Origin of the sequence: Arsenicicoccus dermatophilus (genome assembly GCF_046267915.1) — a bacterium.
GTDB classification, from domain to species: domain Bacteria; phylum Actinomycetota; class Actinomycetes; order Actinomycetales; family Dermatophilaceae; genus Arsenicicoccus; species Arsenicicoccus dermatophilus_A.
In genome coordinates this window covers 2,386,740-2,407,984 of sequence record NZ_CP176520.1, presented here as the reverse complement: position 1 = coordinate 2,407,984, position 21,245 = coordinate 2,386,740, and the positions used below count along the sequence as shown (strand labels likewise).

Annotated in this window: 16 protein-coding genes and 2 tRNA genes; 11 read left to right on the top strand and 7 right to left on the bottom strand. The window is 73.3% G+C overall.

Annotation, left to right across the window (positions count from 1 at the left end; genetic code table 11):
• Positions 1–92 precede the first annotated feature (92 nt).
• The 3 genes from ACK2IS_RS11420 to ACK2IS_RS11410 form a co-directional block, all read right to left on the bottom strand.
• Positions 93–1,838 (bottom strand): glycoside hydrolase family 13 protein, encoded by a 1,746-nt coding sequence (locus ACK2IS_RS11420; RefSeq protein ID WP_409483449.1) that lies wholly within the window; start codon positions 1,836–1,838, stop codon positions 93–95.
• Positions 1,839–1,966: 128 nt separating this feature from the next.
• Positions 1,967–2,437, bottom strand: a complete 471-nt coding sequence (locus tag ACK2IS_RS11415; RefSeq protein WP_409483448.1) for a globin — start codon at positions 2,435–2,437, stop codon at positions 1,967–1,969.
• Complete coding sequence (locus ACK2IS_RS11410; protein WP_409483447.1) at positions 2,434–3,555, bottom strand: mechanosensitive ion channel family protein; 1,122 nt, start codon at positions 3,553–3,555, stop codon at positions 2,434–2,436. Before ACK2IS_RS11410 ends, ACK2IS_RS11415 begins: the two co-directional genes overlap by 4 nt.
• A 77-nt stretch (positions 3,556–3,632) precedes the next feature.
• Here ACK2IS_RS11410 and malQ point away from each other — a divergent pair, with 77 nt between their 5' ends.
• The 4 genes from malQ (at position 3,633) to ACK2IS_RS11390 (ending at position 11,288) form a co-directional block, all read left to right on the top strand.
• Positions 3,633–5,849 carry a 4-alpha-glucanotransferase gene (gene malQ / locus ACK2IS_RS11405; RefSeq protein WP_409483446.1) on the top strand — a complete coding sequence of 739 codons (2,217 nt, stop codon included), beginning with the start codon at positions 3,633–3,635 and terminating at the stop codon, positions 5,847–5,849.
• Positions 5,850–6,028: 179 nt separating this feature from the next.
• Complete coding sequence (locus ACK2IS_RS11400; RefSeq protein WP_409483445.1) at positions 6,029–7,534, top strand: pyridoxal phosphate-dependent decarboxylase family protein; 1,506 nt, start codon at positions 6,029–6,031, stop codon at positions 7,532–7,534.
• Positions 7,531–8,919, top strand: coding sequence for a lysine N(6)-hydroxylase/L-ornithine N(5)-oxygenase family protein (locus ACK2IS_RS11395; RefSeq protein WP_409483444.1), 1,389 nt, complete (start codon positions 7,531–7,533; stop codon positions 8,917–8,919). The genes ACK2IS_RS11400 and ACK2IS_RS11395 overlap by 4 nt, the downstream gene beginning before the upstream one ends.
• Positions 8,916–11,288 carry a GNAT family N-acetyltransferase gene (locus ACK2IS_RS11390; RefSeq protein ID WP_409483443.1) on the top strand — a complete coding sequence of 791 codons (2,373 nt, stop codon included), beginning with the start codon at positions 8,916–8,918 and terminating at the stop codon, positions 11,286–11,288. The genes ACK2IS_RS11395 and ACK2IS_RS11390 overlap by 4 nt, the downstream gene beginning before the upstream one ends.
• A gap of 73 nt (positions 11,289–11,361) precedes the next feature.
• On the opposite strand, the gene pepN is transcribed toward ACK2IS_RS11390, so the two are convergent.
• Positions 11,362–13,914 (bottom strand): aminopeptidase N, encoded by a 2,553-nt coding sequence (pepN, locus tag ACK2IS_RS11385; protein WP_409483442.1) that lies wholly within the window; start codon positions 13,912–13,914, stop codon positions 11,362–11,364.
• Positions 13,915–14,080: 166 nt separating this feature from the next.
• Between pepN and ACK2IS_RS11380 the strand changes: the two genes are divergently transcribed.
• From ACK2IS_RS11380 to ACK2IS_RS11370, 3 genes are all read left to right on the top strand, one after another.
• The gene (locus ACK2IS_RS11380) at positions 14,081–14,671 is read left to right on the top strand and encodes a DsbA family protein (protein ID WP_409485668.1); all 591 of its coding nucleotides are present in this window, start codon (positions 14,081–14,083) and stop codon (positions 14,669–14,671) included.
• A 99-nt stretch (positions 14,672–14,770) separates the two neighbouring features.
• Positions 14,771–15,262 (top strand): ribose-5-phosphate isomerase, encoded by a 492-nt coding sequence (locus ACK2IS_RS11375; RefSeq protein WP_409483441.1) that lies wholly within the window; start codon positions 14,771–14,773, stop codon positions 15,260–15,262.
• A 226-nt stretch (positions 15,263–15,488) separates the two neighbouring features.
• Entirely contained in the window at positions 15,489–15,701 is a 213-nt protein-coding gene (locus tag ACK2IS_RS11370) for a hypothetical protein (RefSeq protein WP_409483440.1), read from the top strand.
• 127 nt (positions 15,702–15,828) lie between these two features.
• Here the strand turns inward: ACK2IS_RS11370 and ACK2IS_RS11365 are convergent, their stop codons facing one another.
• On the bottom strand, positions 15,829–16,449 hold the full coding sequence (locus ACK2IS_RS11365; protein WP_409483439.1) for a DUF2185 domain-containing protein: 621 nt from the start codon (positions 16,447–16,449) through the stop codon (positions 15,829–15,831).
• A gap of 528 nt (positions 16,450–16,977) precedes the next feature.
• Positions 16,978–17,051 (bottom strand) — tRNA-Gly (locus tag ACK2IS_RS11360).
• 117 nt (positions 17,052–17,168) lie between these two features.
• Here ACK2IS_RS11360 and ACK2IS_RS11355 point away from each other — a divergent pair.
• A tRNA-Pro gene (locus ACK2IS_RS11355) sits at positions 17,169–17,242 on the top strand.
• A gap of 86 nt (positions 17,243–17,328) precedes the next feature.
• On the opposite strand, the gene ACK2IS_RS11350 is transcribed toward ACK2IS_RS11355, so the two are convergent.
• Positions 17,329–18,378: a hypothetical protein gene (locus ACK2IS_RS11350; protein ID WP_409483438.1), complete on the bottom strand. Its 1,050-nt coding sequence runs from the start codon at positions 18,376–18,378 to the stop codon at positions 17,329–17,331.
• Positions 18,379–18,538: 160 nt separating this feature from the next.
• On the opposite strand from ACK2IS_RS11350, the gene pcaF reads away from it, so the two are divergent.
• The 3 genes from pcaF to ACK2IS_RS11335 are packed head-to-tail and all read left to right on the top strand — an operon-like array spanning position 18,539 to position 21,216.
• Entirely contained in the window at positions 18,539–19,747 is a 1,209-nt protein-coding gene (pcaF, locus tag ACK2IS_RS11345; protein WP_409483437.1) for a 3-oxoadipyl-CoA thiolase, read from the top strand.
• Between the two features lie 29 nt (positions 19,748–19,776).
• Positions 19,777–20,562, top strand: a complete 786-nt coding sequence (locus tag ACK2IS_RS11340) for a CoA transferase subunit A (protein ID WP_409483436.1) — start codon at positions 19,777–19,779, stop codon at positions 20,560–20,562.
• Positions 20,563–20,565: 3 nt separating this feature from the next.
• The gene (locus ACK2IS_RS11335) at positions 20,566–21,216 is read left to right on the top strand and encodes a CoA transferase subunit B (RefSeq protein ID WP_409483435.1); all 651 of its coding nucleotides are present in this window, start codon (positions 20,566–20,568) and stop codon (positions 21,214–21,216) included.
• Positions 21,217–21,245 lie beyond the last annotated feature (29 nt).

Here is a 21,245-nt window from a genome sequence, read left to right as displayed (position 1 = left end):
ACGGACATCCTCGCACCTGAGGACGTCCCCGTCGGGTCTTCCCGCAGATCAGCCCGGGGGCGGCCGACGCGCCGGCGAGTCGACCAGCGGGCTCAGCCGACGAGCCACACCGTGGTGTCGGTGGGCACCAGCCCGTCCGCCGTGAGCGGCCCGCTCGCGACCAGCAGCCCGGCCCCCGCGGGGAGGCCGACGGGCGTGGAGCCGAGGTTGGTCACGACCAGCAGCCGTCCCGCGACGCCCTCCGCGGTCACGGCGAGGGCGACCACCTCCTCGGCATACCCCTGCAGCCAGGTGAGGGAGCCGCGACCGACCCGCCGGGCCCGGCGCTCGCGCAGCAGCGTGCGGTAGAGCTCCAGCGTGGACCCCTCGACCCCGGCCTGCCGGTCGGCGGCGAGCTGGGCGTAGGACTCTGGCTGCGGCAGCCAGGTGCGTCCGCCCGGCCCGAAGCCGCACCCCGGCTCGCCGCCCGCCCACGGCAGCGGGATCCGGCAGCCGTCCCGGCCGGCCTCCTCCTCGGGAGTTCCCTTGGTGCGCAGGTAGGTCGGGTCCTGGCGCAGCTCGTCCGGCAGCGTCGTGTGCTCGGGGAGCCCGAGCTCCTCGCCCTGGTAGAGATAGGCCGAGCCGGGCAGCGCGAGCATCAGGGCGGTGGCGGCGCGGGCCCGGCGCAGCCCCAGCGCGGCGTCGGGCTGCGGGTCGGTGGCGCGGATCCCGTTGCTGCGCGGGGTGTCCGCCGGATACCCGAGCCGGGTGGCGTGCCGGACGACGTCGTGGTTGGACAGCACCCAGGTGGTCGGCGCGCCCACCGCGTCGGCGGCGGTGAGCGAGTGCTCGATCCAGCCGCGAAGCTCGCCGGCCACCCACGGCGACTCCAGGAAGGCGAAGTTGAAGGCCTGGTGCATCTCGTCGGGGCGGGTGTAGCGGGCCAGCCGCTCGACCGGCTCCACCCAGGCCTCGGCGCACAGGATCCGGTCCCGCTGCGGATCCCCTTGGGGGTTGTAGGAGTCCAGCACCCGTCGCCACGCGCGATAGATCTCGTGCACCCCGTCCTGGTCCCAGTACGGCGACGCGCAGGTCGGCAGCGTCGAGCCGTCCCCGGCGATCATGTCGGTGCGCTGGTCCCAGTCGCGGTATGTCGGGTCCTTGACCAGCCCGTGCGCCACGTCCACCCGGAAGCCGTCGACCCCGCGGTCCAGCCAGTACGCGAGGATCGCCGCGAACTCCGCTCGCACGTCGGGGTGCTCCCAGTCGAGGTCCGGCTGGGCGGAGTCGAAGAGGTTGAGGTACCACTGCGCGGGCCGACCGGGGGCGGGCTGCTCGGGGGTGCGGGTCCACGCGGGCCCGCCGAAGACCGAGCGCCAGTCGGTCGGCGGCTCCTGCCCACCCGGGCCCCGGCCGTCGCGGAAGAGATAGCGCTCGCGCTCGGGGCTGCCGGGCGCCGCGGCCAGCGCGGCCTGGAACCACGGGTGCCGGGCGCTCGTGTGGTTGGGCACCAGGTCGACGATCACCCGCAGCCCCAGCTCGTGGGCCCGCTCGATCATCGCCTCGGCGTCCGCGAGCGTCCCGAAGGTGGGGTCGACCTGGCGGTAGTCCGCGACGTCGTAGCCGGCGTCGGCCTGCGGGCTGGTGTAGAACGGCGACAGCCACAGCGCGTCCACGCCCAGGTCGCGCAGGTAGGGCAGCCGGGCGGTGACGCCGGGCAGGTCGCCCATCCCGTCGCCGTCGGAGTCGGCGAAGGAGCGCGGATAGACCTGGTAGATCACCGCGTCGCGCCACCAGGCGGCGTCGGGGGAGTCGGCGGGGTGGACGAGTCGGCCAGGGCTGACGGTGGCGTCGGTCACGGTCAGCCATCCTCGCGCCTCGCGTCCTGCGCCTGCGAGCGCGACCCGCCAGTCGGGCGCCCGGTCGACCGGCGCTCGCGCGTTGCCTGCCGTATGCCGGCGCTCCATGAGCGGTGCCGGCGAGCGCCTCAGTCGTCCGGGCTGTTGACCAGGAAGTTCGCGGCGTTGGTGAGGTAGTGTCGCAGCGCCTCGTCCAGCGGGGGGTCCAGGTGCAGCGTGTCGGCGGCCGCCATCATGTGCTGCAGCCAGTGGTCGCGCATCCGCGGGGTCACGGCGAAGTCCACGTGGCGCATCCGCAGCCGTGGGTGCCCGCGCTCCTGGGAGTAGGTCGTCGGGCCACCCCAGTACTGCTCCAGGAACATCCGCAGGCGCCGCTCGGCCGGGGCGAGGTCTTCCTCGGGATACATGGCACGCAGCTCGGGGTCCTGCGCCACCCGCAGGTAGAACTCGCGGGTGAGCTGCTCGAAGGCCGCGGCCCCGCCCATGGCGTCGTAGAAGGTGGTGGCGTCCCCGCGGCGGGGGCCGGGCTGCGGGAGCCGGTGCGGCTGGACGGCCTCCGGCTGCGGGGGAGTGGGCTGCGGCGCGTCGGCGGGCGTCACTTGGGGGCCTCCGATCCGGCATACGGCAGCACACCCGGGCCGAAGCTCGGGACGACGGGCACGGTCGGCAGGGAGATGCCCTCGGCGCTCAGGGTCGCCATCACGCGCGAGCGCACCTGGCGGGCCACCACGATCGACTCGTTGGGGGCGCACTTGACGATGATGCGGACCGTCGCCACGCCCGCGCTGATCGACTCGACCCCGCCGACCTCCGGCTCCTCGGTGATCTTGCCGTCCAGGTCCGGGTCGGTGTCCATGCCGCGCACGGCCCGGGAGATGATCGGCAGGACCCGCTCCATCGGCTCCGTGACCGGCACGGGGATGTCCACCAGGGCCGTGGACCAGCCCTGGGAGCGGTTGGCGACGCGCAGGATCTCACCGTTGCGGATGTACCAGATGACGCCGTTGAAGTCGCGGATGGTGGTCAGGCGCAAGGAGACGTTCTCGACCGTGCCGATCACGTCGCCGGTGTCCACGACGTCACCCACGCCGTACTGGTCCTCCACGATCATGAACATCCCGGACAGGTAGTCCTTGACCAGGCTCTGCGCGCCGAAACCCAGCGCCACCCCACCCACGGACGCCGAGGCGAGCAGCGGGGCCATGTTGAAGCCGAGCGCGTCGCCGATCATCAGGGCGGCGACGAAGGCCACGACCACCGTCGTCACCGACCGCAGCACCGCGCCCAGGGTGCGCACCCGCTGCTCCTGGCGGGTCGCGCTGATGAAGGCCGGGTCGCCGAAGATCTTGGACGCCCGACGCATCTGGCGGGACAGGATGGGCAGCTCCGAGGTCTGCACCCGCTGGGTGCCCGCGGCCCGCTCCTCGGCGGCCCGCGAGCTGAGCAGCAGCCCGTGCACGAAGCCGTTGATGGCGCGGTGGACCAACCACCGGGTGGCGATGGCCCCGAGGACGACGAGCAGGACGCGCAGCGGGGCACCCTGGGCCCAGGTCCAGGCCCGGTCCCAGCTGATCGCCAGGGGGTCCAGGGCGGCCGCGAGGCCGGGGGACCTGACCGGGACCTCGCCCGGGACGCCGGCAGCGATCCCGGAGGGAGCGGCGACCACGGACGAACCGGCCGGACGGGGCAGGAGGAGCAGGGGTACGGCGGCGCGCATGACTCCATCATGGCCGGTCCACCTTGGGGCGGGCTGTCAGCGCCGCAGGGCCGGTGCGCCGTGACAGACTGCTGCCCGTGACCGACGCCGCCGTGACGCCGCCTGCCGACGAACCCACCGTCTCTCCCGTCCGGGCCCCCGCGCAGGCCCCCGTCCAGGACCTCTCCCGGCACGGCGAGTCGGCGTCCGCGGAGCTGCTGGAGCTGGCCCGGGCGCACGGCGTGGCGACCGAGTACTGGGGCTGGCAGGGCGAGCACACCGTGGTCCCCACCCGCACGGTCGTCGCGGTGCTGGCCGCCCTCGACGTCGGGGCCGACGACCCGGACGCCGTGCGCCGGTCGCTGGAGCAGGTGCGGGACCGCGAGTGGCGACGCACCCTGCCGCCCGTCGTGGTGATGCGTACGGGCGAGTCCCGCGAGCTCGCCGTCCACGTGCCGCACGGCACCGCGGTCACCGTTGCGGCGCACCTGGAGGACGGCATCAGCGAGGACCTGGAGCAGCTCGACAAGTGGGTCGACCCGCGCCACGTCGACGGGGCTGAGGTGGGGGAGGCGACCTTCCGTCTGCCGCAGCGACTTCCTCTCGGGTGGCACGAGATCCGCGCGACGGTGGGTGACGCCGGCGAGCCGGTCACCTGCCCGCTGGTGGTCACCCCGGACCGGCTGCTGGTCGACCCCTCGCTGGTGGCGCGCCCCGCCGCCGGGCTCATGACCCAGCTCTACGCCACGCGCTCGTCCCGCTCCTGGGGGATGGGCGACGCGGCCGACCTGGCCGAGCTGGCCTGCTGGGCCGGCGAGGACCTGGGCTGCGACTTCGTGCTCGTCAATCCGCTGCACGCCGCGGAGGCGGCCCCGCCCGTCGAGCCCTCGCCCTACCTGCCGACCACGCGACGGTTCGTGTCGCCGCTCTACATCCGGGTCGAGGACATCCCCGAGACGGCCTACCTCACCGCGCAGCAGCGTTCGCTCATGCAGTGGCAGGCCGACGACGCCATACGACTCAACGACGCCGACGTCGTCGACCGGGACGCCTCCTGGCGGCTCAAGGAGGCGGCGCTGCGACTCGTGCACCTGCAGGAGCGCTCGCCGCGACGCGAGCGGGCCTTCCAGGCCTACTGCGAGCGGGAGGGCCAGGGGCTGGTCGACTTCGCCACCTGGTGCGCCCTGTCCGCGCGGTATGGCGAGGACGCCGGTGGCTGGCCCGAGGGGCTGGACGACTCCTCGTCCCCGGCCGTGGCCGCCGCCCGGGAGGAGCTCGCCGACGACGTGCGGTTCTACTGCTGGCTGCAGTGGGTCGTCGAGGAGCAGCTCGCCGCCGCGCAGCGGGCCGCCCTGGACGCCGGCATGCGCGTCGGTCTGGTCCACGACCTGGCGGTGGGGGTCCACCCGTGCGGGGCAGACGCCTGGGGGCTGCGCGACGCGCTCGCCCGCGGGGTCACCGTCGGCGCCCCTGCGGACCAGTACAACCAGCTCGGCCAGGACTGGTCCCAGCCGCCGTGGCGCCCCGACCGGCTCGCCGAGCTGGGCTACGCGCCCTACCGCGACATGCTCCGCACGGTGCTGCGCTCGGCCGGCGGGCTGCGCGTCGACCACGTCATCGGGCTCTTCCGCCTGTGGTGGATCCCGCAGGGCTGCAAGCCCTTCGAGGGCACCTATGTACGCTACGACCACGACGCGCTGGTCGGCATCCTCGCGCTGGAGGCGCACCGGGCGGGCGCCCTGGTCGTGGGCGAGGACCTGGGGACCGTGGAGCCGTGGGTGCGCGAGTACCTCGCCGAGCGCGGGGTCCTGGGGACCTCGATCCTGTGGTTCGAGCGCGACTACGCCGGGGGCGGGGCGCCCTTCCAGCCCGAGACCTACCGTCGCCTGTGCCTGGCCACGGTGACCACCCACGACCTGCCCCCGACCGCGGGCTACCTCCAGAAGGTCCACATCGACCTGCGCGAGGAGCTCGGCCTGCTCACCCGGTCCGCCGAGGAGGAGCGAGCCGCCGAGGCCCGCGACCAGGAGGAGGTGCTCGCCCTGCTGCGCTCGCGCGGGCTGCTGCGCGAGGGCGCCTCGGACGAGGAGACCGTGGAGGCGCTGCACAAGCTGCTGTCCTGGACCCCGGCGCTGCTGCGCGGGATCTCGGTGAGCGACCTGGCTCAGGACAGGCGGATCATCAACCAGCCGGGCACCGACGAGGAGTACCCGAACTGGCGGATGCCGCTCGCGGGCCCGGACGGTCGCCCGATGCTGCTGGAGGACCTGATGCGGTCCGAGTGGCCCCGCCGCCTGGCCCGCACCCTCACCTGACCTACCGCCGGTGGTCGGATCCGCCGAGGTTCGTAGCGCAGGCGGATCCGACCGCCCCCGGCAGGTCTGGCGTGGGCAGTCGGCCGTGGTCCACCAGGGCCTCCGCTCACCGGGCTCGGCACCGTGGCAGCGCCCCTAAGTTAGGTAAGCCTCACCTAACTCCGCTATCGTCCGACGTCGTGACTCACGTCGAAACCACCACAGACCTGTTGGTTCCCCAGACCGTCGAGGCCTACGAAGCGGCCCTGCAGGACACCGTCGGACGGCTCGGCCGCCACCTGCGCGCGGTGTCCCACCCCTCCGCGGGGCCGTGCGTCGACCGCACGAGAGGCGCGGTGGCCGCCATCGACCTGGACGCGCCGGCCGTGGGGCTGGACCTGGCGCTCGACGAGCTGGGCCCGACCTACCTCGACTCGGCGATGCACTTCCACCACCCGCGCTACGCCGCCCACCTGAACTGTCCGGTCACCATCGCCGGACTGGCCGCCGAGCTCGTGGCCGCCACCCTCAACTCGAGCATGGACACCTGGGACCAGTCCGGCGGGGCCACCCACATCGAGCAGGCCGTCGTCGACTGGACCTGCTCGCGCCTCGGTCTGACCGGGGGCTCCGGGGTCTTCACGCCGGGCGGGACGACCTCCAACCTCCAGGCCCTCCTGCTGGCCCGCAGCGAGGCCCGCGCCGCCGGCGCCCGGCTGGAGCAGCTGACGGTCCTGGCCACCGAGCACGGGCACTTCAGCGTCGCCAAGGCCTGCCGGGCTCTCGGGCTGGCGCACGACGCGGTGGTCCCGGTCCCGGTCGACACGGACGGCCGGATGTCACCGGACGAGCTGGCGCGCACCATCGACCACACGAGGTGGTCCGGGCGCGAGGTCATGGCCGTGGTGGCCACGGCCGGCACCACCGACCTCGGCATCGTCGACCCGCTGCGCCCGATCGGCGAGGTGTGCGCCCGCGCCGGCGCCTGGCTGCACGTCGACGCGGCGTATGGCGGGGGCCTGGTCACGTCCACCCGTCATCGCTGCCTGCTCGACGGGGTGGACCTCGCCGACTCGGTCACCGTGGACTTCCACAAGACCTTCTTCGTGCCGATCGGAGCGAGCGCCCTGGTCGTGGCGCGGCCCCGGACCCTCGGTCACGTCACCCACCACGCGGACTACCTCAACCCGGCCGGGTGCGGGCTGCCCAACCTCGTGGACCGGTCGATGCAGACGACGCGCAGGTTCGACGCGCTCAAGGTGTGGCTCACCCTGCGGGCGGTCGGGGCCGACGCCATCGGGCGGATGATCGACGAGGTGATCGACCTGGCGCACCGGGTCGCCGACCGGGTCGAGGCGGCCGACGACCTCGAGCTGCACTCCCGGCCAACCCTGTCCACCGTGGTGCTGCGGGCCCTGCCGCCCGACCCCGACGACCGGGCGAGGTTCTTGCGGGACCCGCAGCTGGCGGACGACGTGACCCGGTGCACCCGTCGGTTGCTGCTGGCGCAGGGACGCTCGATCGTGGCGGGCACCACCCTGGCCGGTCGTGCCTACCTCAAGCTGACGCTGCTCAACCCGGCGGCCACCGACGACGACCTGGCCGAGGTCCTGGACGACGTACGTCGGGCCGCCCGCAGGGCCTGCGACCAGGTCCTGCTGGAGCGGGGCTCCCGTCCGGTCGTCCTGGCGGGGGCTCGGGCATGACCTGCACCACGGCGGCTCGGCCGCACCCGGCACCGGCTCCCACCGTCGATCCCGTGGTCCACGACGTCGTGGCGATCGGGCTCGGCCCCTTCAACCTGGGTCTGGCGGCGCTCGCCGAGCCGGTCGACGGGCTCGACCTGGTCGTGCTGGAGCGAGCCGAGGAGTTCCGGTGGCACCCCGGGCTGATGATCGAGGGCACCACCTTGCAGGTGCCCTTCCTGGCCGACCTGGTCACCCTCGCGGACCCGACCTCCCGCTGGTCCTTCCTCAACCACCTCAAGGCGGTGGGCCGGCTCTATCCCTTCTACATCCGGGAGACCTTCGTCCCGCTGCGCGCCGAGTACGACGCCTACTGCCGGTGGGTGGCGGCCCGGTTGCCGGGCCTGCGGTTCGGCCACGAGGTGGTGGACGTCACCCGGCGGGGTCACGGTGCCGACGCCGTCCACGAGATCGTCGCCCGGCGCCCGGGCGGCGAGCAGGTCGTGGTGCGCGGTCGGCACCTCGTCCTGGGGGTGGGCACCGAGCCGGTCGTGCCCCCGGCCCTCGTCGGGGCCCTGGCCGCGCTGCCGGGACGGGTGCTGCACTCCGCCGACTACCTCACCCATCGCGAGGCCCTGCGCTCCTCGGCGGCCGTCACGGTCGTCGGCTCCGGGCAGAGCGCCGCGGAGATCTACCGGGACCTGCTCGGCGGGCTGGACCTCGCGACCCAGCGCCTGGACTGGCTCACCCGGTCCCCGCGCTTCGCGCCGATGGAGTACGCCAAGCTCACGCTGGAGCTGACCTCGCCGGACTACACCTCCTACTTCCACACCCTGCCGCAGGGCGAGCGGGACCGGCTCGGCGGCCAGAACCGGCTCCTGTACAAGGGCATCAGCTCCCGGGCGGTCGACGAGATCTTCGACCTGCTCTACCAGCGCCGGGTCGAGCTGGAGCTCGCCCGGGAGCACGACGCCGGCCTGCCCGCCACCGTGCCGACCCTCCTGCGCCCCGCCTCCTCCCTGGAGTCCGTGACGGAGGTCTCCGGCCGGCTCCGGCTCAGCTGGCGGCACACCGAGACCGGTCAGGGCTTCGCGTCGGAGACCGACCACGTGGTGCTCGCCACGGGATACGCCCCGCGGCGGCCGTCCTTCCTCGAGGGCCTGGCCGGGCACCTGCGCCTCGACGACCGCGGTCGGCTCGACGTGGCGCGGGACTTCACCGTCGACGACGCGGGCCTGGTCCTGGTGCAGAACGCCGAGGAGCACACCCACGGGCTCTCGGCCCCCGACCTGGGCATGGGGCCCTGGCGCAGCGCCCAGATCATCAACCAGGTGACCGGGCGGGAGGTCTACCCGGTGGAGGACCGGATCGCCTTCCAGACCTTCGGCCCGCAGGTGGCGTCGTGAGCCCGGCCGCGCCCGACCCGACGACCCTGACGACCCCGGTGGGGCCGGTGCTCGCCCACCGGCTGCTCCCCGAGTCCGTCAGCGCGTGGACCCCGCTGCTGCACGCCTGGGTGACCCACCCACGATCGGTGTTCTGGGGCATGGGCACCGCCACCGAGGCCGAGGTGACCGGCGCCTATGCCGCCATCGCGGCCGACCCGCACCACGACGCCTTCGTCGTGCTGCACGCCGGGCGACCGACCGCGCTGGTCGAGACCTACGACCCGCGGCACAGCCCCCTGGCGGGCCACCCCCTCCTGGAGCCCGGCGACGCCGGGATGCACCTGCTCGTCGCCCCGCCCGCGGCGGGGGAGCGCACCCCAGGGCTCACCGCGGCGCTGCTGGGCGTGGGCGTCCGGCTCGCCCAGCAGCGGCCCGGGGCCCACGCACCCCGCCGGGTCGTGGTCGAGCCCGACGAGCGGAACACCGCCATCCACGCGCTCAACGCCCGGGCCGGGTTCACCGTCCTGGAGCCGGTGCGGCTGCCCGGCAAGACGGCGTTGCTGGGCGTGGTCGCGCCGGCGGACTTCGCGAGCAGCGAGATCGGGCGGGCCACGCTCGCCCCCGTGCCCGCCCACCTCACCCCACACGCGATGGAGCGGGCGCAGCGCCACCTGTGCGCCAAGGCGATCCGTGAGCTCGGCCACGAGCGGCTGATCACCCCCGAGCCGGGTGGGCAGCCGGGCACCTGGCAGCTCACGACCCGCCAGGACCCGCTCACGACATACACCTGGACGGGGACGACGCTCCCGCTGGAGCACCCGGTGGTGGTGGCGCAGAGCCTGGTCCGGCACGTGGGCGGTGCCCCGGCGCCGCTGGACGCCCAGGACCTGGTCACCGAGCTCCAGGAGCGGATCGGCCTGCCGGACCAGCTGCTCGGCACCTACCTTGAGGAGATCGCCGCCACCCTCGCCGGTCATGCCTGGAAGTCCACCCACCACCGGCGGACCAGCCCGGAGCTGCTCCACGCGGACCTCGCCACCGTGGAGGCCGCCATGACCGAGGGGCACCCCTGCTTCCTCGCCAACAACGGGCGCCTCGGGTTCGGCCTCGACGACCACGAGCGCTACGCCCCGGAGGCGGGCGCCGACGTCACTCTGGAGTGGCTCGCCGTGCGGCGCTCCCTCGCCCACCTCGCCCTGGCCCAGGACCTGGACGAGGACGAGCTCTGGCGCAGCGAGCTGGGCCCGCGGCGAGCGTGGTTCGACGCGCGACTGGCCGCCCTGGGGCACCGCCCGCAGGACTACCTCTACCTGCCCGTGCACCCCTGGCAGTGGCAGCACAAGCACCTGGTGACCTTCGCCCCGGACGTGGCCCGCGGCGACCTGGTCCACCTGGGCCCCGGCGACCGCTACCGCGCCCAGCAGTCGATCCGGACCTTCCTCGCCGTCGAGCACCCGTCGCGCCGCTACGTCAAGACGGCCCTCGCGATCCAGAACATGGGCTTCCTTCGAGGCCTCTCCCCGGCCTACATGAGGGCTACCCCCAGGATCAACGACTGGGTCGCGGCGGTGGTAGCCGACGACGCGGAGCTGACCGGTCGCGGGTTCACGGTGCTGCGCGAGGTCGCCACGGTGGGCTACACCGGTGACGCCTACCACCGGGCGGCGGTGTCGCCCGCCCTGCCTCAGCAGAAGATGGTCGCCGCGCTGTGGCGGGAGAGCCCCGAGGGCCTCGCCGACCGAGCCCGGGGCGAGTCGCTGCGCACGATGGCCTCGCTGCTGCACCGGGACGGGCAGGGCGAGGCGCTCGTGACGGCGATGGTCCGGGCCTCCGGGCTGTCACCGGCCGACTGGGTGTCCCGGTGGCTCGATGCCTACCTGCGCCCCGTCGCCCACTGCCTGCTCGCGCACGACCTGGCCTTCATGCCCCACGGCGAGAACGTGATCCTCGTGGTGCGCGACCACGTGGTCGAAAGGGTGGTGATGAAGGACGTCGGCGAGGAGTGCGCGGTGCTGACCGACCGGACCCTCCCGCCCGAGGTCGAGCGGATCCGGTCCGTGGTGCCCGCCCAGGAGGCGGCGCTCGCGATCTTCACCGACGTGTATGACGGAGTTCTGCGTCACGTCGCGGAGATCCTCCACGTCGACGGGGTGCTCCCTGCCGACGACCTCTGGGGCCTGGTGCACGCCTGCCTGGACCGGCACCGGCGTGACCATCCGCAGCTGCACCGTCGGGTGGACCTGTTCGCCGAGGACTTCGCGCACTCCTGCCTCAACCGGCTGCAGCTGCGCAACACCCTGCAGATGGTGGACCTGGCCGATCAGTCGGGATCGCTGATGTATGCCGGCCGGCTGGCGAACCCCGCCTCGGACGCCCGCCGGCGCTGAGGTCGAGACCTGCCCCCGGTGGTCGGATCCGCCTGGGCCACGAAGCCCGGCGGACCCGACCACCGCCGGTAGGTCAGGCGCGGTCGCGGGCCTGGACCCGCAGCGCCCGGGCCACGGTGTCCCGCTGCTCGGCGACGATGCGGACCAGCCCGGCGGGGGCGTCCGCGTTGGCCGCCAGCCACGCCTCGGTCGCGTCGAGCAGCGCCCGGTCGGCGAGCACGAAGGGATAGAAGGACGACGCGACGACCTCGCCGAGGGCGAAGGAGTGGCGGTCCCACATCCCGCGCAGCATGTCGAAGTACCGCGCCACGTAGGGCCGCACGAGCTCGACGTCACGCACCCGGGTGAAGCCCGCGCCCGTCGCGCCGAGGATCGTGTTGGACTCCGAGCCGTCCTCGACCCCACGCTTCCACGCCGCGGCCTTGGCCTGCGCGGTCGGGATGGCGGCCAGGGCCAGCGCCGCGTGCTCGTGACCGGACGCGGTGTTGTCCCGCTCCCGCTCGGCCTCGACGGCGGCGGCGTCGGCGCGCCCACCCGCGGCGAGCGCGGTCAGCAGCGTCCAGCGCATGTCGGTGTCGACGGCCAGACCCGTCAGGGTGGTGGACCCGTCGAGCAGACCGCCCGCCAGGTCGAGCTCCTCGGGGCGGTCGGAGAGCGACATCAGCGCCGAGACCAGCTGCAGCTGGGCGTCCGACCCCGGCCGGGCCGCCTCGGCGAGCCCGCGCAGGGTCGAGGCGACGGACGTGCGCACGCAGGCGCGCGCGGCCGGGTCGACATACGCCGTGACCGTCGTGGCCAGCTGGGCCAGCAGCACCCGCAGCAACGTGGAGTCGGTCTCGCCGTCGATGGCCCGCAGGGCCAGGGCGACGTAGTCCTGCGCCCGCATCTCGGCGTCGCGCGTCATGTCCCACGCCGCGGCCAGCGCCAGGGAGCGCGGCAGCGAGTCGGTGAAGGCGCGCGGGTGCTCGATCACGGTCCGCAGCGAGGCCTCGTCGAGGCGGAGCTTGGCGTAGGCCAGGTCGTCGTCGTTGACCAGCAGCAGGTCGGGCATCCGGCGCCCGGCGAGCATCGGCAGCTCGGTTCGCTCGCCGTCCAGGTCGATCTCCTCGCGCCACACACGGACCAGCGCGTCGCCCTGCAGCTCGTAGCCGCCCACGGCCAGGCGGTGCGGCCGCAGCACCGGGAACTGCTCCGGCGCGGTCTGCTCGACGGCGCACGACGCGATGATGCCGTCGGTCACGGTGACGACCGGGCGCAGCGTGTTGACGCCGGACTCCTGCAGCCACAGCGCCTGCCAGCGGCCGAGGTCGCGCCCGGAGGTCGCCTCGAGCTCGGTCATCAGGTCGCCGATGGTGGTGTTGCCCCACCTGTGCTTGGCGAAGTACGCGCGGATCCCGTCGCGGAAGGCCTCACGCCCGACGTACGCCACCAGCTGCTTGAGCACCGACGCGCCCTTGGCATAGGTGATCCCGTCGAAGTTGGTCTCCACGTCGTGCAGGTCGCGGATGTCGGCGGCGATCGGGTGGGTCGAGGAGAGCTGGTCCTGGCGGTAGGCCCAGGCCTTCTCGGCGGTGCCGAAGGTCGTCCACGCGGACTCCCAGCGGGTGGCCTCGGCCTGCGCGGTCGTGGACGCCCACTCGGCGAAGGACTCGTTGAGCCACAGGTCGTCCCACCAGGTCATCGTGACCAGGTTGCCGAACCACATGTGCGCCAGCTCGTGCAGGATCGTCAGGGCGCGGCGCTCGACGGTGGCCTCGGAGACCTTCGCGCGGAAGACGTACATCTCGTGGAAGGTCACCGCCCCGACGTTCTCCATCGCGCCCATGTTGTACTCCGGCGTGAAGATCTGGTCGTACTTCGGGAACGGGAAGGGCTGGTCGAACTCCTCCTCGAAGAACGCGAACCCGCGCCGGGTGATGTCGAACAGCTCGTCGTGGTCGACGTGCGGGGTCAGCGACCTGCGGCTGAAGATCCCGAGGGGGATCTCCCCCGCGCGCGTCCGCACCGAGCTGGTCACCTTGTCGTAGGGGCCGGCGATGAGGGCGGTGATGTAGGACGAGATGCGCGGGCTGGGCGCGAAGGCCCAGGTGGCGGCGGCGACCCCGTCCCGCTCGCCCGCAGGCGTGGGCTCGGGGGTGGGGGAGCAGGAGATGACCTGCCAGTGGGCCGGGGCGGTCACGATGAAGGTGAACTCGGCCTTGAGGTCGGGCTGCTCGAAGACCGCGAACATGCGCCGCGAGTCGGGCACCTCGAACTGCGTGTAGAGGTAGACCTCGCCGTCGGCGGGGTCGACGAAGCGGTGCAGGCCTTCGCCGGTGTTCATGTAGGTTCCGGTGGCCCGGACGAGCAGCTCGTTGCGGGCGGCCAGGTGCGAGAGGCGGATCCGGCTGTCGGCATACACCTCGGAGGGGTCCAGGGACGTGCCGTTGAGCACGACCTCCTGGACCGAGTCGCCGACGAAGTCGACGAAGGTCTCGGCGCCCTCGTCGGCCGCGAAGCGGATGGTGGTCGTGGTGGCGAAGGTGGTGGGACCGGTCATCAGGTCGAGGGCGACGTCGTAGGACACGTCGCGGACGACCTGGGACCGGGCACGCGCCTCGTCGCGCGTGAGGTTGGTGCCAGGCACAGCGGGGCCTTTCGGTGGTGATGCGCCCGGCTGAGCGAGCCGGGCGAGATGGCCTGTCCATCCTCGCAGGTCGCGCTGCGCGGACGGACGGTGGCACGGTGTTGCTGGCAGGATGGTCACTGTGACTCAGGACACCAGCACCGCCGCGACCGCTCCGTCCGTGGAGATGTTCTTCGACCCCCTGTGCCCCTGGGCGTGGCTGACCTCACGCTGGCTGACGGAGGTGGAGCGGCTGCGCGACCTGTCGGTCACCTGGTCGGTCATGAGCCTGGCCGTGCTCAACGAGGGCCGCGACCTGCCCGAGGACTACCGCGCGCTGATGGACCAGTCGTGGGGTCCGGTCCGGGTGATCACGGCGGCCCGCGCCGCGCACGGCGAGGAGGTCGTCAAGCGGCTGTACGACGAGATGGGCACCCGCCTCCACCCGGGCGGCAACAAGGACTGTGCCGCGGTGATCCGCGAGTCCCTCGACGCCGCAGGCCTGACCGCGTCGCTCGCCGACGCCGCCACCCCGGTCGCCGGCGACGACGTGGACACCGCGCTGCGTGCCTCGCACCAGCGGGCCATGGACCTGGTGGGCGACGAGGTGGGCACCCCCGTCGTGCGGGTCGGCGAGGTGGCGTTCTTCGGCCCCGTCGTGTCGCCCGCCCCCCAGGGCCAGGACGCGCTCGACCTCTTCGACGGGTGCGTGCTCGTCGCCGGGACGCCGGGCTTCTTCGAGCTCAAGCGCACCCGCGACGTCGGCCCCCAGCTCTGACGACCTACCGGGGGCGGTCGGATCGGCCGGGCCTCGTCGAGCAGGCGGATCCGACCGCCCCCGGTAGGTTTCCGATCACCCCCCCACCTGAGGAGAACCATGCGCATCCACATCGGCGCCGACCACGCCGCCCTCGAGGCCAAGACCGCGATGATCGAGCACCTGCGCGCCGCCGGTCACGACGTCGTCGACCACGGCCCCTTCACCTACGACGCCCTCGACGACTACCCGGTCTTCTGCCTGCGGGCGGCCGAGGCCGTCGCGGCCGACCCCGACTCGCTCGGCTTCGTCCTCGGCGGGTCCGGCAACGGCGAGCAGATCGCGGCCAACAAGGTCAAGGGCGTCCGCGCCGCCCTCGCGTCCAGCGTCGAGCTCGCCCGGCTGGCGCGGGAGCACAACGACGCGCGGGTCCTGTCGATCGGCGGTCGCTTCACCACGCCCGAGGACGCGCTGGCGATCGCCGACGCCTTCGTCGCGACGCCCTACACCCACGAGGAGCGTCACGCCCGCCGGATCGCGATGCTCGACCACTACGAGCGGACGGGCGAGCTGCCCGAGCTGCCGCTGAGCGCGCGCGGCCACCGGTCCTGAGTCCGTCCCGGGCGGGTGGTGGGTGGACGACCCGCGGCCGCCCGTGACTTTCACCCTGCGTGAGCGTCCGATGTCGCAACTGCCCGAATTGCTCCGACCCGTCCGAGTGAATGTCCCCTCGATGGCCCAGCGCGCGCGGGCCATTCGACCACGAAGAGTGCCACCCACATGGTTGAGTAGGGGTGCATCCCACCCCACCGGATCCTCACGGAAGAAGCCTCAATCCATGGCTGTCCACACCGGACCTCACCTGCGTCCGAGCGCCCCTGTCGTGACCTGGTTCATCGCCCCGCTGCTGGTCGCTCTGGGCGTCGTCCTCGCCTTCGCCACGGTGGTCACCGTCGCGATGGGCATGGCCCCCTTCGCGGTGGCGGCGAGCATCGCCCTGGTCGCCTCGGTGGCCGCCTTCTGGGTGGTCCTGGACCGTCCTGGCGCCTGACCGCCGCTCCGGCTCGGCCGGACTCGTTCGTATGTCGAAGGCCCCGTCGTGCGGCGGGGCCTTCGCCGTGCCCGGCGCCTGGTGGTGGCAGCGCGGGGCTCGGCCGAGACGGCCTACGGCGCTGCCGTCAGGAGGCGCGGTGGCCACCCTCCGGCGGGGTCAGCGCCCGATAGGCACCCTGCTCGTCGTCCCACACCCAGCCGCCGCCCGGCTCGCCGGTGCTGAGCACCGGGGCCAGTACCGGCCATCGGGACACGACGTAGCCCCACGGCTGCAGGAGCACGTTCTCCGGGTCGTCCAGCTCGGCGTCGGTCTCGTCGCTGACCAGGAGGCTCCACCCCGAGTCGGCCTCGTCGGAGGTCTCGGTGCGCGCCACGAATCCCGGCCGCAGGTTCTGCTCGTGCAGGCGCCGGCTGACCCAGACGACCTGCGCGGCCTGCGGGCTCTCGTCCCAGACCGCCATGACGTGCTCGGGCCCGAACGCCACCGGGTCCCCGCGGCGCAGGCTGCCGAGGGCGGAGGGGGTGTTGTCGAGCTGGCCGACATACCGGCCCTCGGCGTCCGCGGACGTCACCTGCACCCACATGCGCTCCCCGAAGGGGCCGCACTCGGGCGGGTCGACGAGGTCGAAGCCCAGCTTGACCAGGTCTCCGGCCCACAGGCCCTCGCGCACGTCACGGGCGGGGATGGACAGGCTCTCCGGCTCGGCCTCCGCCAGTGCCTCGGCGTCGACCAGTCGGTAGTCCATGGACGTCTCCTCGGCGCGGGCGCGTGCCGGGGGCGCTTGCCGAACCCGCCCCCGGGTGGGATGCCTGCTGGCCTCCGCCCGCGCAGACTACCCACCTCAGCAGCGAAAGCCCTCCTGGCCTGGGGGAGGTTCAGGCGGGGGGCAGGCCCCGGTCACGCAGCGAGGCGACGCGCCACGGGATCGTGACGACCGCCGCGGGGGAGCAGGTGACGAGAGTCGCACTCCCGTATGGCGATCCACCAGGTCCCCGGGCCCCTCGCGACCCTCGCTCCTCGCGGGCCTGCGCGCCGACGGCGCCGTGGTGGCAGGGCCGGACGGGGCAGGTCCCGCCGATACGAGGTGACCCTTGGCCGGCTGTGCGGCGCGACGGGGACTCCACCGCCTCACCGCGCAGGCGCGACGTCAGGGGTCGAGGCCTCGACGCGCGGGCTCCTGGCGCGCGGACCGGCGCCGGTGCGCTGCCTGCAGACGGAAGCAGCAGGCCGGAGGCGGGGTGCCCGTGGTGCCTTCCGACCTGCTGCCTCGTGGTGGAGCGGGTGACGAGAATCGAACTCGCGTAGCTAGTTTGGAAGACTAGGGCTCTACCATTGAGCTACACCCGCAGTGGTGCTGCGTCCCCCAGGATAGGCGGGCGGCGCCCCCGCGAGAAATCCGACACCCGAGGTCCGGCGCGCGACGGGTCGGGGCACCACGGTCGGCCCGGTACTCTTGGTGCTCCGCGGGCTGTGGCGCAGCTTGGTAGCGCGCGTGCTTTGGGAGCACGATGTCGCAGGTTCAAATCCTGTCAGCCCGACAGCGGCGAGGGCCCTGCCGGTCGACCGGCAGGGCCCTCGGGCACGTCGCTCTCGGGCAGGTCAGCGCGGGCCCCGTCGGGGAGCGTCACTCGTAGAGCACGTAGTCCGGTGCCGGGGTGAGCGCCAGCACCTGGTCGGGCGTCATCAGCTTCCATGCGCCCTCGGTGTCCTCGGTGAAGAACAGCTTGAACCCGGCACGCACGTGGGCGGGCTTGCGCTTCAGCACGGCCTGCCAGGTCTGGCGCTTCATCGTGGCCGAGCCGATGCCGTCGACCGAGACGATCTGGGCGACGCCCGGGTGCGGGTGCAGGCCGGCGGCGTCCCGCACGATCCGCGGGTTGAGCTGGTGATAGAGCATGACCTTCTCGGGCAGCTTGTACGTGGCGACCAGCTCGGCGAGATACCGCGCGGTGTCGTCCAGCTCGGCGCCGGTGACCGACCCGAACTGCTTCATCGGCACCTGGCCGGGGCCCATCCGCCACTCCGGGTCGAGGGCGACGCCGACGTCGGGCTGCGCCAGCCACTTCTCGTAGACCTTCGTCTCGGTCACGAAGTCGCTGCGTCCCGGCTGGATCGCCAGCAGCAGCATCCCGTCGACCTTGCGGACCGCCTCCAGGTGGCGGGCGATGATCTCGTCGTCGACCCGCGCGTTCCACCGGCCGCCTTCTCCCGGGGCGGGTTTGACGACGGTGGCGATGAGCTCGGCGACCGGGATGGTCGTCGCGCCGACGGCATACGGCTTGCTGCGCCCGACGATCTCGCGCATCCGCTCGTCCAGGCCGCCGACGCCCAGCTTGCCGAGCAGCGGACCGGTGCCCTCCCGCCCCGCGAAGCCCACGAGCCGGTGCCCGGGGAAGAGCGTGCGCCGCGCCAGCACCGCGGGGGAGGCCGGGGTGTCCACCGGTATGCCGGGAGCCGTGGGGCCGGGCGCGGTGGTCGGGCTGGCGGCGGCGCTCCCCGAGGGACCGGGTGAGGGGGCGCCGGGTCGTGCCCCAGGGGCGGAGCCGGAGGTGCTGCCGGAGGCGGTCCCGCCGGAGGTGCTGCCTGCCGCCCGGTCGGGGACGCTTCCGGCGGTGCAGCCCGCCAGCACCATGGCGACCGCGAGGGCCCCTGTCGCGCAGACCTGTCGAACCATGTCGGTTCCCTCTCGTGATGGTTGGTCGGGCCCATCCTGGGGCCCGACCCCGGTGGGCGACGTGCAGCGACACGGGCCGGTGCGCCGAGACGGCGTCCAAGACGTCGCCCGTGCCGGCGCCGCCTGCGCAGGCACCCCGCCCCCATGGTAGGTATGGGGCATGACGGCAACGAGGACGGCATACATCGTCGACGGCGTGCGCACGCCCGTCGGGCGCTACGGCGGGGCCCTGGCGCCGGTCCGGCCGGACGACCTGGCGGCCCACGTGATCCGTGAGCTGCGCGCGCGTCAGGGATCGCTCGACTGGGAGCAGGTCGACGACGTCATCCTCGGCTGCGCCAACCAGGCCGGCGAGGACAACCGCAACGTCGCCCGCATGGCCGCCCTCCTGGCCGAGCTGCCGGTGCAGGTGCCTGGCATCACCGTCAACCGGCTGTGCGCCTCCGGCCTGGACGCCGTGGCCATGGCGGCCCGCGCGATCATGGCGGGCGACGGGGACGTCTACGTCGCGGGCGGCGTGGAGTCCATGAGCCGTGCGCCGTTCGTGATGCCCAAGGCGGAGTCGGCCTACAGCCGCAGCAACGCGGTCTACGACACCACCATCGGCTGGCGCTTCGTCAACGAGGCGCTGCAGGCGGCCTACGGCTCCGACAGCATGCCCGAGACCGCCCAGCACGTCGCCGACGACTGGCAGGTCTCGCGCGAGGACCAGGACGCCTTCGCGATGCGCTCGCAGGAGCGGGCCGCGGCGGCGATCGCGAGCGGCCGGCTGGCCCGCGAGATCGCGCCGGTCACCATCCCGCAGCGCAAGGGTGACCCGGTCGTCGTCGACACCGACGAGCACCCGCGCCTGACCTCCCTCGACACGCTCGCCTCCCTCAGGCCGCTCTTCCCGGACGGCTCGGTGACCGCGGGCAACGCGTCGGGCGTCAACGACGGCGCCGCGGCCCTGCTCGTCGTCAGCGGGGAGGCCCTCGAGCGTCACGGACTGACGCCGCTGGCCCGCGTCGACGGCGCCGCCGCGGCCGGTCTGGAGCCGCGCGTCATGGGCTACGGCCCGGTCCCGGCCGTGCGGAGGCTGCTGGGGCGCAAGGGCGTCGACCTCGCCGACGTCGGCACGATCGAGCTCAACGAGGCCTTCGCCTCCCAGGGGCTCGCCGTCCTGCGCGACCTCGGTCTCGCCGACGACGACCCGCGCGTCAACCCGCACGGCGGCGCCATCGCTCTCGGGCACCCGCTCGGCATGAGCGGCGCCCGCCTGGCCCTCACCGCCGCGATCACCCTGCACGACGAGGGCCACGAGCACGCCCTCGCCACCATGTGCGTCGGCGTCGGGCAGGGCGTCGCGATGCTGCTCTCCCAGCCCTGACCCGCGCCCTCAACCCGAAAGGCAACTCCATGGACAAGGTCGTCCGCTCGGCCGCCGAGGCCATCGCCGACATCACCGACGGGGCCTCCCTCGCCGTCGGCGGCTTCGGCCTCTGCGGCATCCCGAGCGTGCTGATCCAGGCCCTCGACGACTCCGGGGTCACCGACCTCGAGGTCGTCTCCAACAACTGCGGCGTCGACGACTGGGGTCTCGGCATACTCCTGCAGGACAAGAAGATCCGCCGCATCCAGGCGTCGTACGTCGGGGAGAACAAGGAGTTCGAGCGGCAGTACCTGCACGGCGAGCTGGAGGTCGAGCTCACGCCGCAGGGCACCCTGGCCGAGAAGCTCCGCTGCGGCGGCGCCGGCATCGCCGGGTTCTACACCCTCACCGGGGCCGGCACCCAGGTCGCCGAGGGCGGCCTGCCGCTCCGGCACGACGCCGACGGCAGGGTGGTCAAGACCTCCGCCCCCAAGGACACCCGCGTCTTCACCGTCGACGGCGAGGAGCGCACCTACGTCCTGGAGGAGGCCATCCGCTGCGACTTCGCGCTGGTGCGCGCCTGGCGCGGCGACCGGCACGGCAACCTCGTCTTCCGCGAGGCCGCCCGCAACTTCAACCCGCCCGCCGCGATGGCCGGCCGGATCACCGTCGCCGAGGTCGAGGAGCTCGTCGAGCCCGGCGAGATCGACCCCAACGACGTGCAGTTGCCCGGCATCTTCGTGCAGCGGGTCGTCGCGCTGACGCCGGAGCAGGTCCAGGAGAAGCGCATCGAGCGCCGCACCGTCCGCCCCACCGAGCACAAGGAGTCCTGAGCCATGGCCCTCACCCGCGAGCAGATGGCCGCCCGGGCCGCCAAGGAGCTCCAGGACGGCGACTACGTCAACCTCGGCATCGGCCTGCCCACCCTGGTCCCCAACTACGTGCCGGACGACGTCGAGCTGGTGCTGCAGTCCGAGAACGGCATCCTCGGCACCGGCGCCTACCCGACCGAGGAGCAGGTCGACCCCGACCTGATCAACGCCGGCAAGGAGACCGTCACCGTCCGCAAGGGAGCGAGCTTCTTCGACTCCGCCCTGTCCTTCGGGATGATCCGGTGCGGCAAGGTCGACGCCGCGATCCTCGGCGCCATGCAGGTCTCCGAGCACGGCGACATCGCCAACTGGATGATCCCCGGCAAGATGGTCAAGGGGATGGGTGGCGCCATGGACCTGGTCCACGGCGCCAAGAAGGTCATCGTCCTGATGGAGCACGTCGCCAAGGGCGACGCCCACAAGATCCTGACCGAGTGCACCCTGCCCTACACCGGCAGGGGCGTGGTGCAGCGGATCATCACCGACCTGTGCGTCTTCGACGTCACCGCGGACGGCCTGGTGCTGCGCGAGCTGGCCGAGGGCGTCACCGAGGACGAGGTGCGTGCCAAGACCGGCTGCGGCTTCACGGTCGAGCTGCAGGATCCGCCGGCCTGAGCCCGGGTCCGTCAGGGGGTATGTCGCAG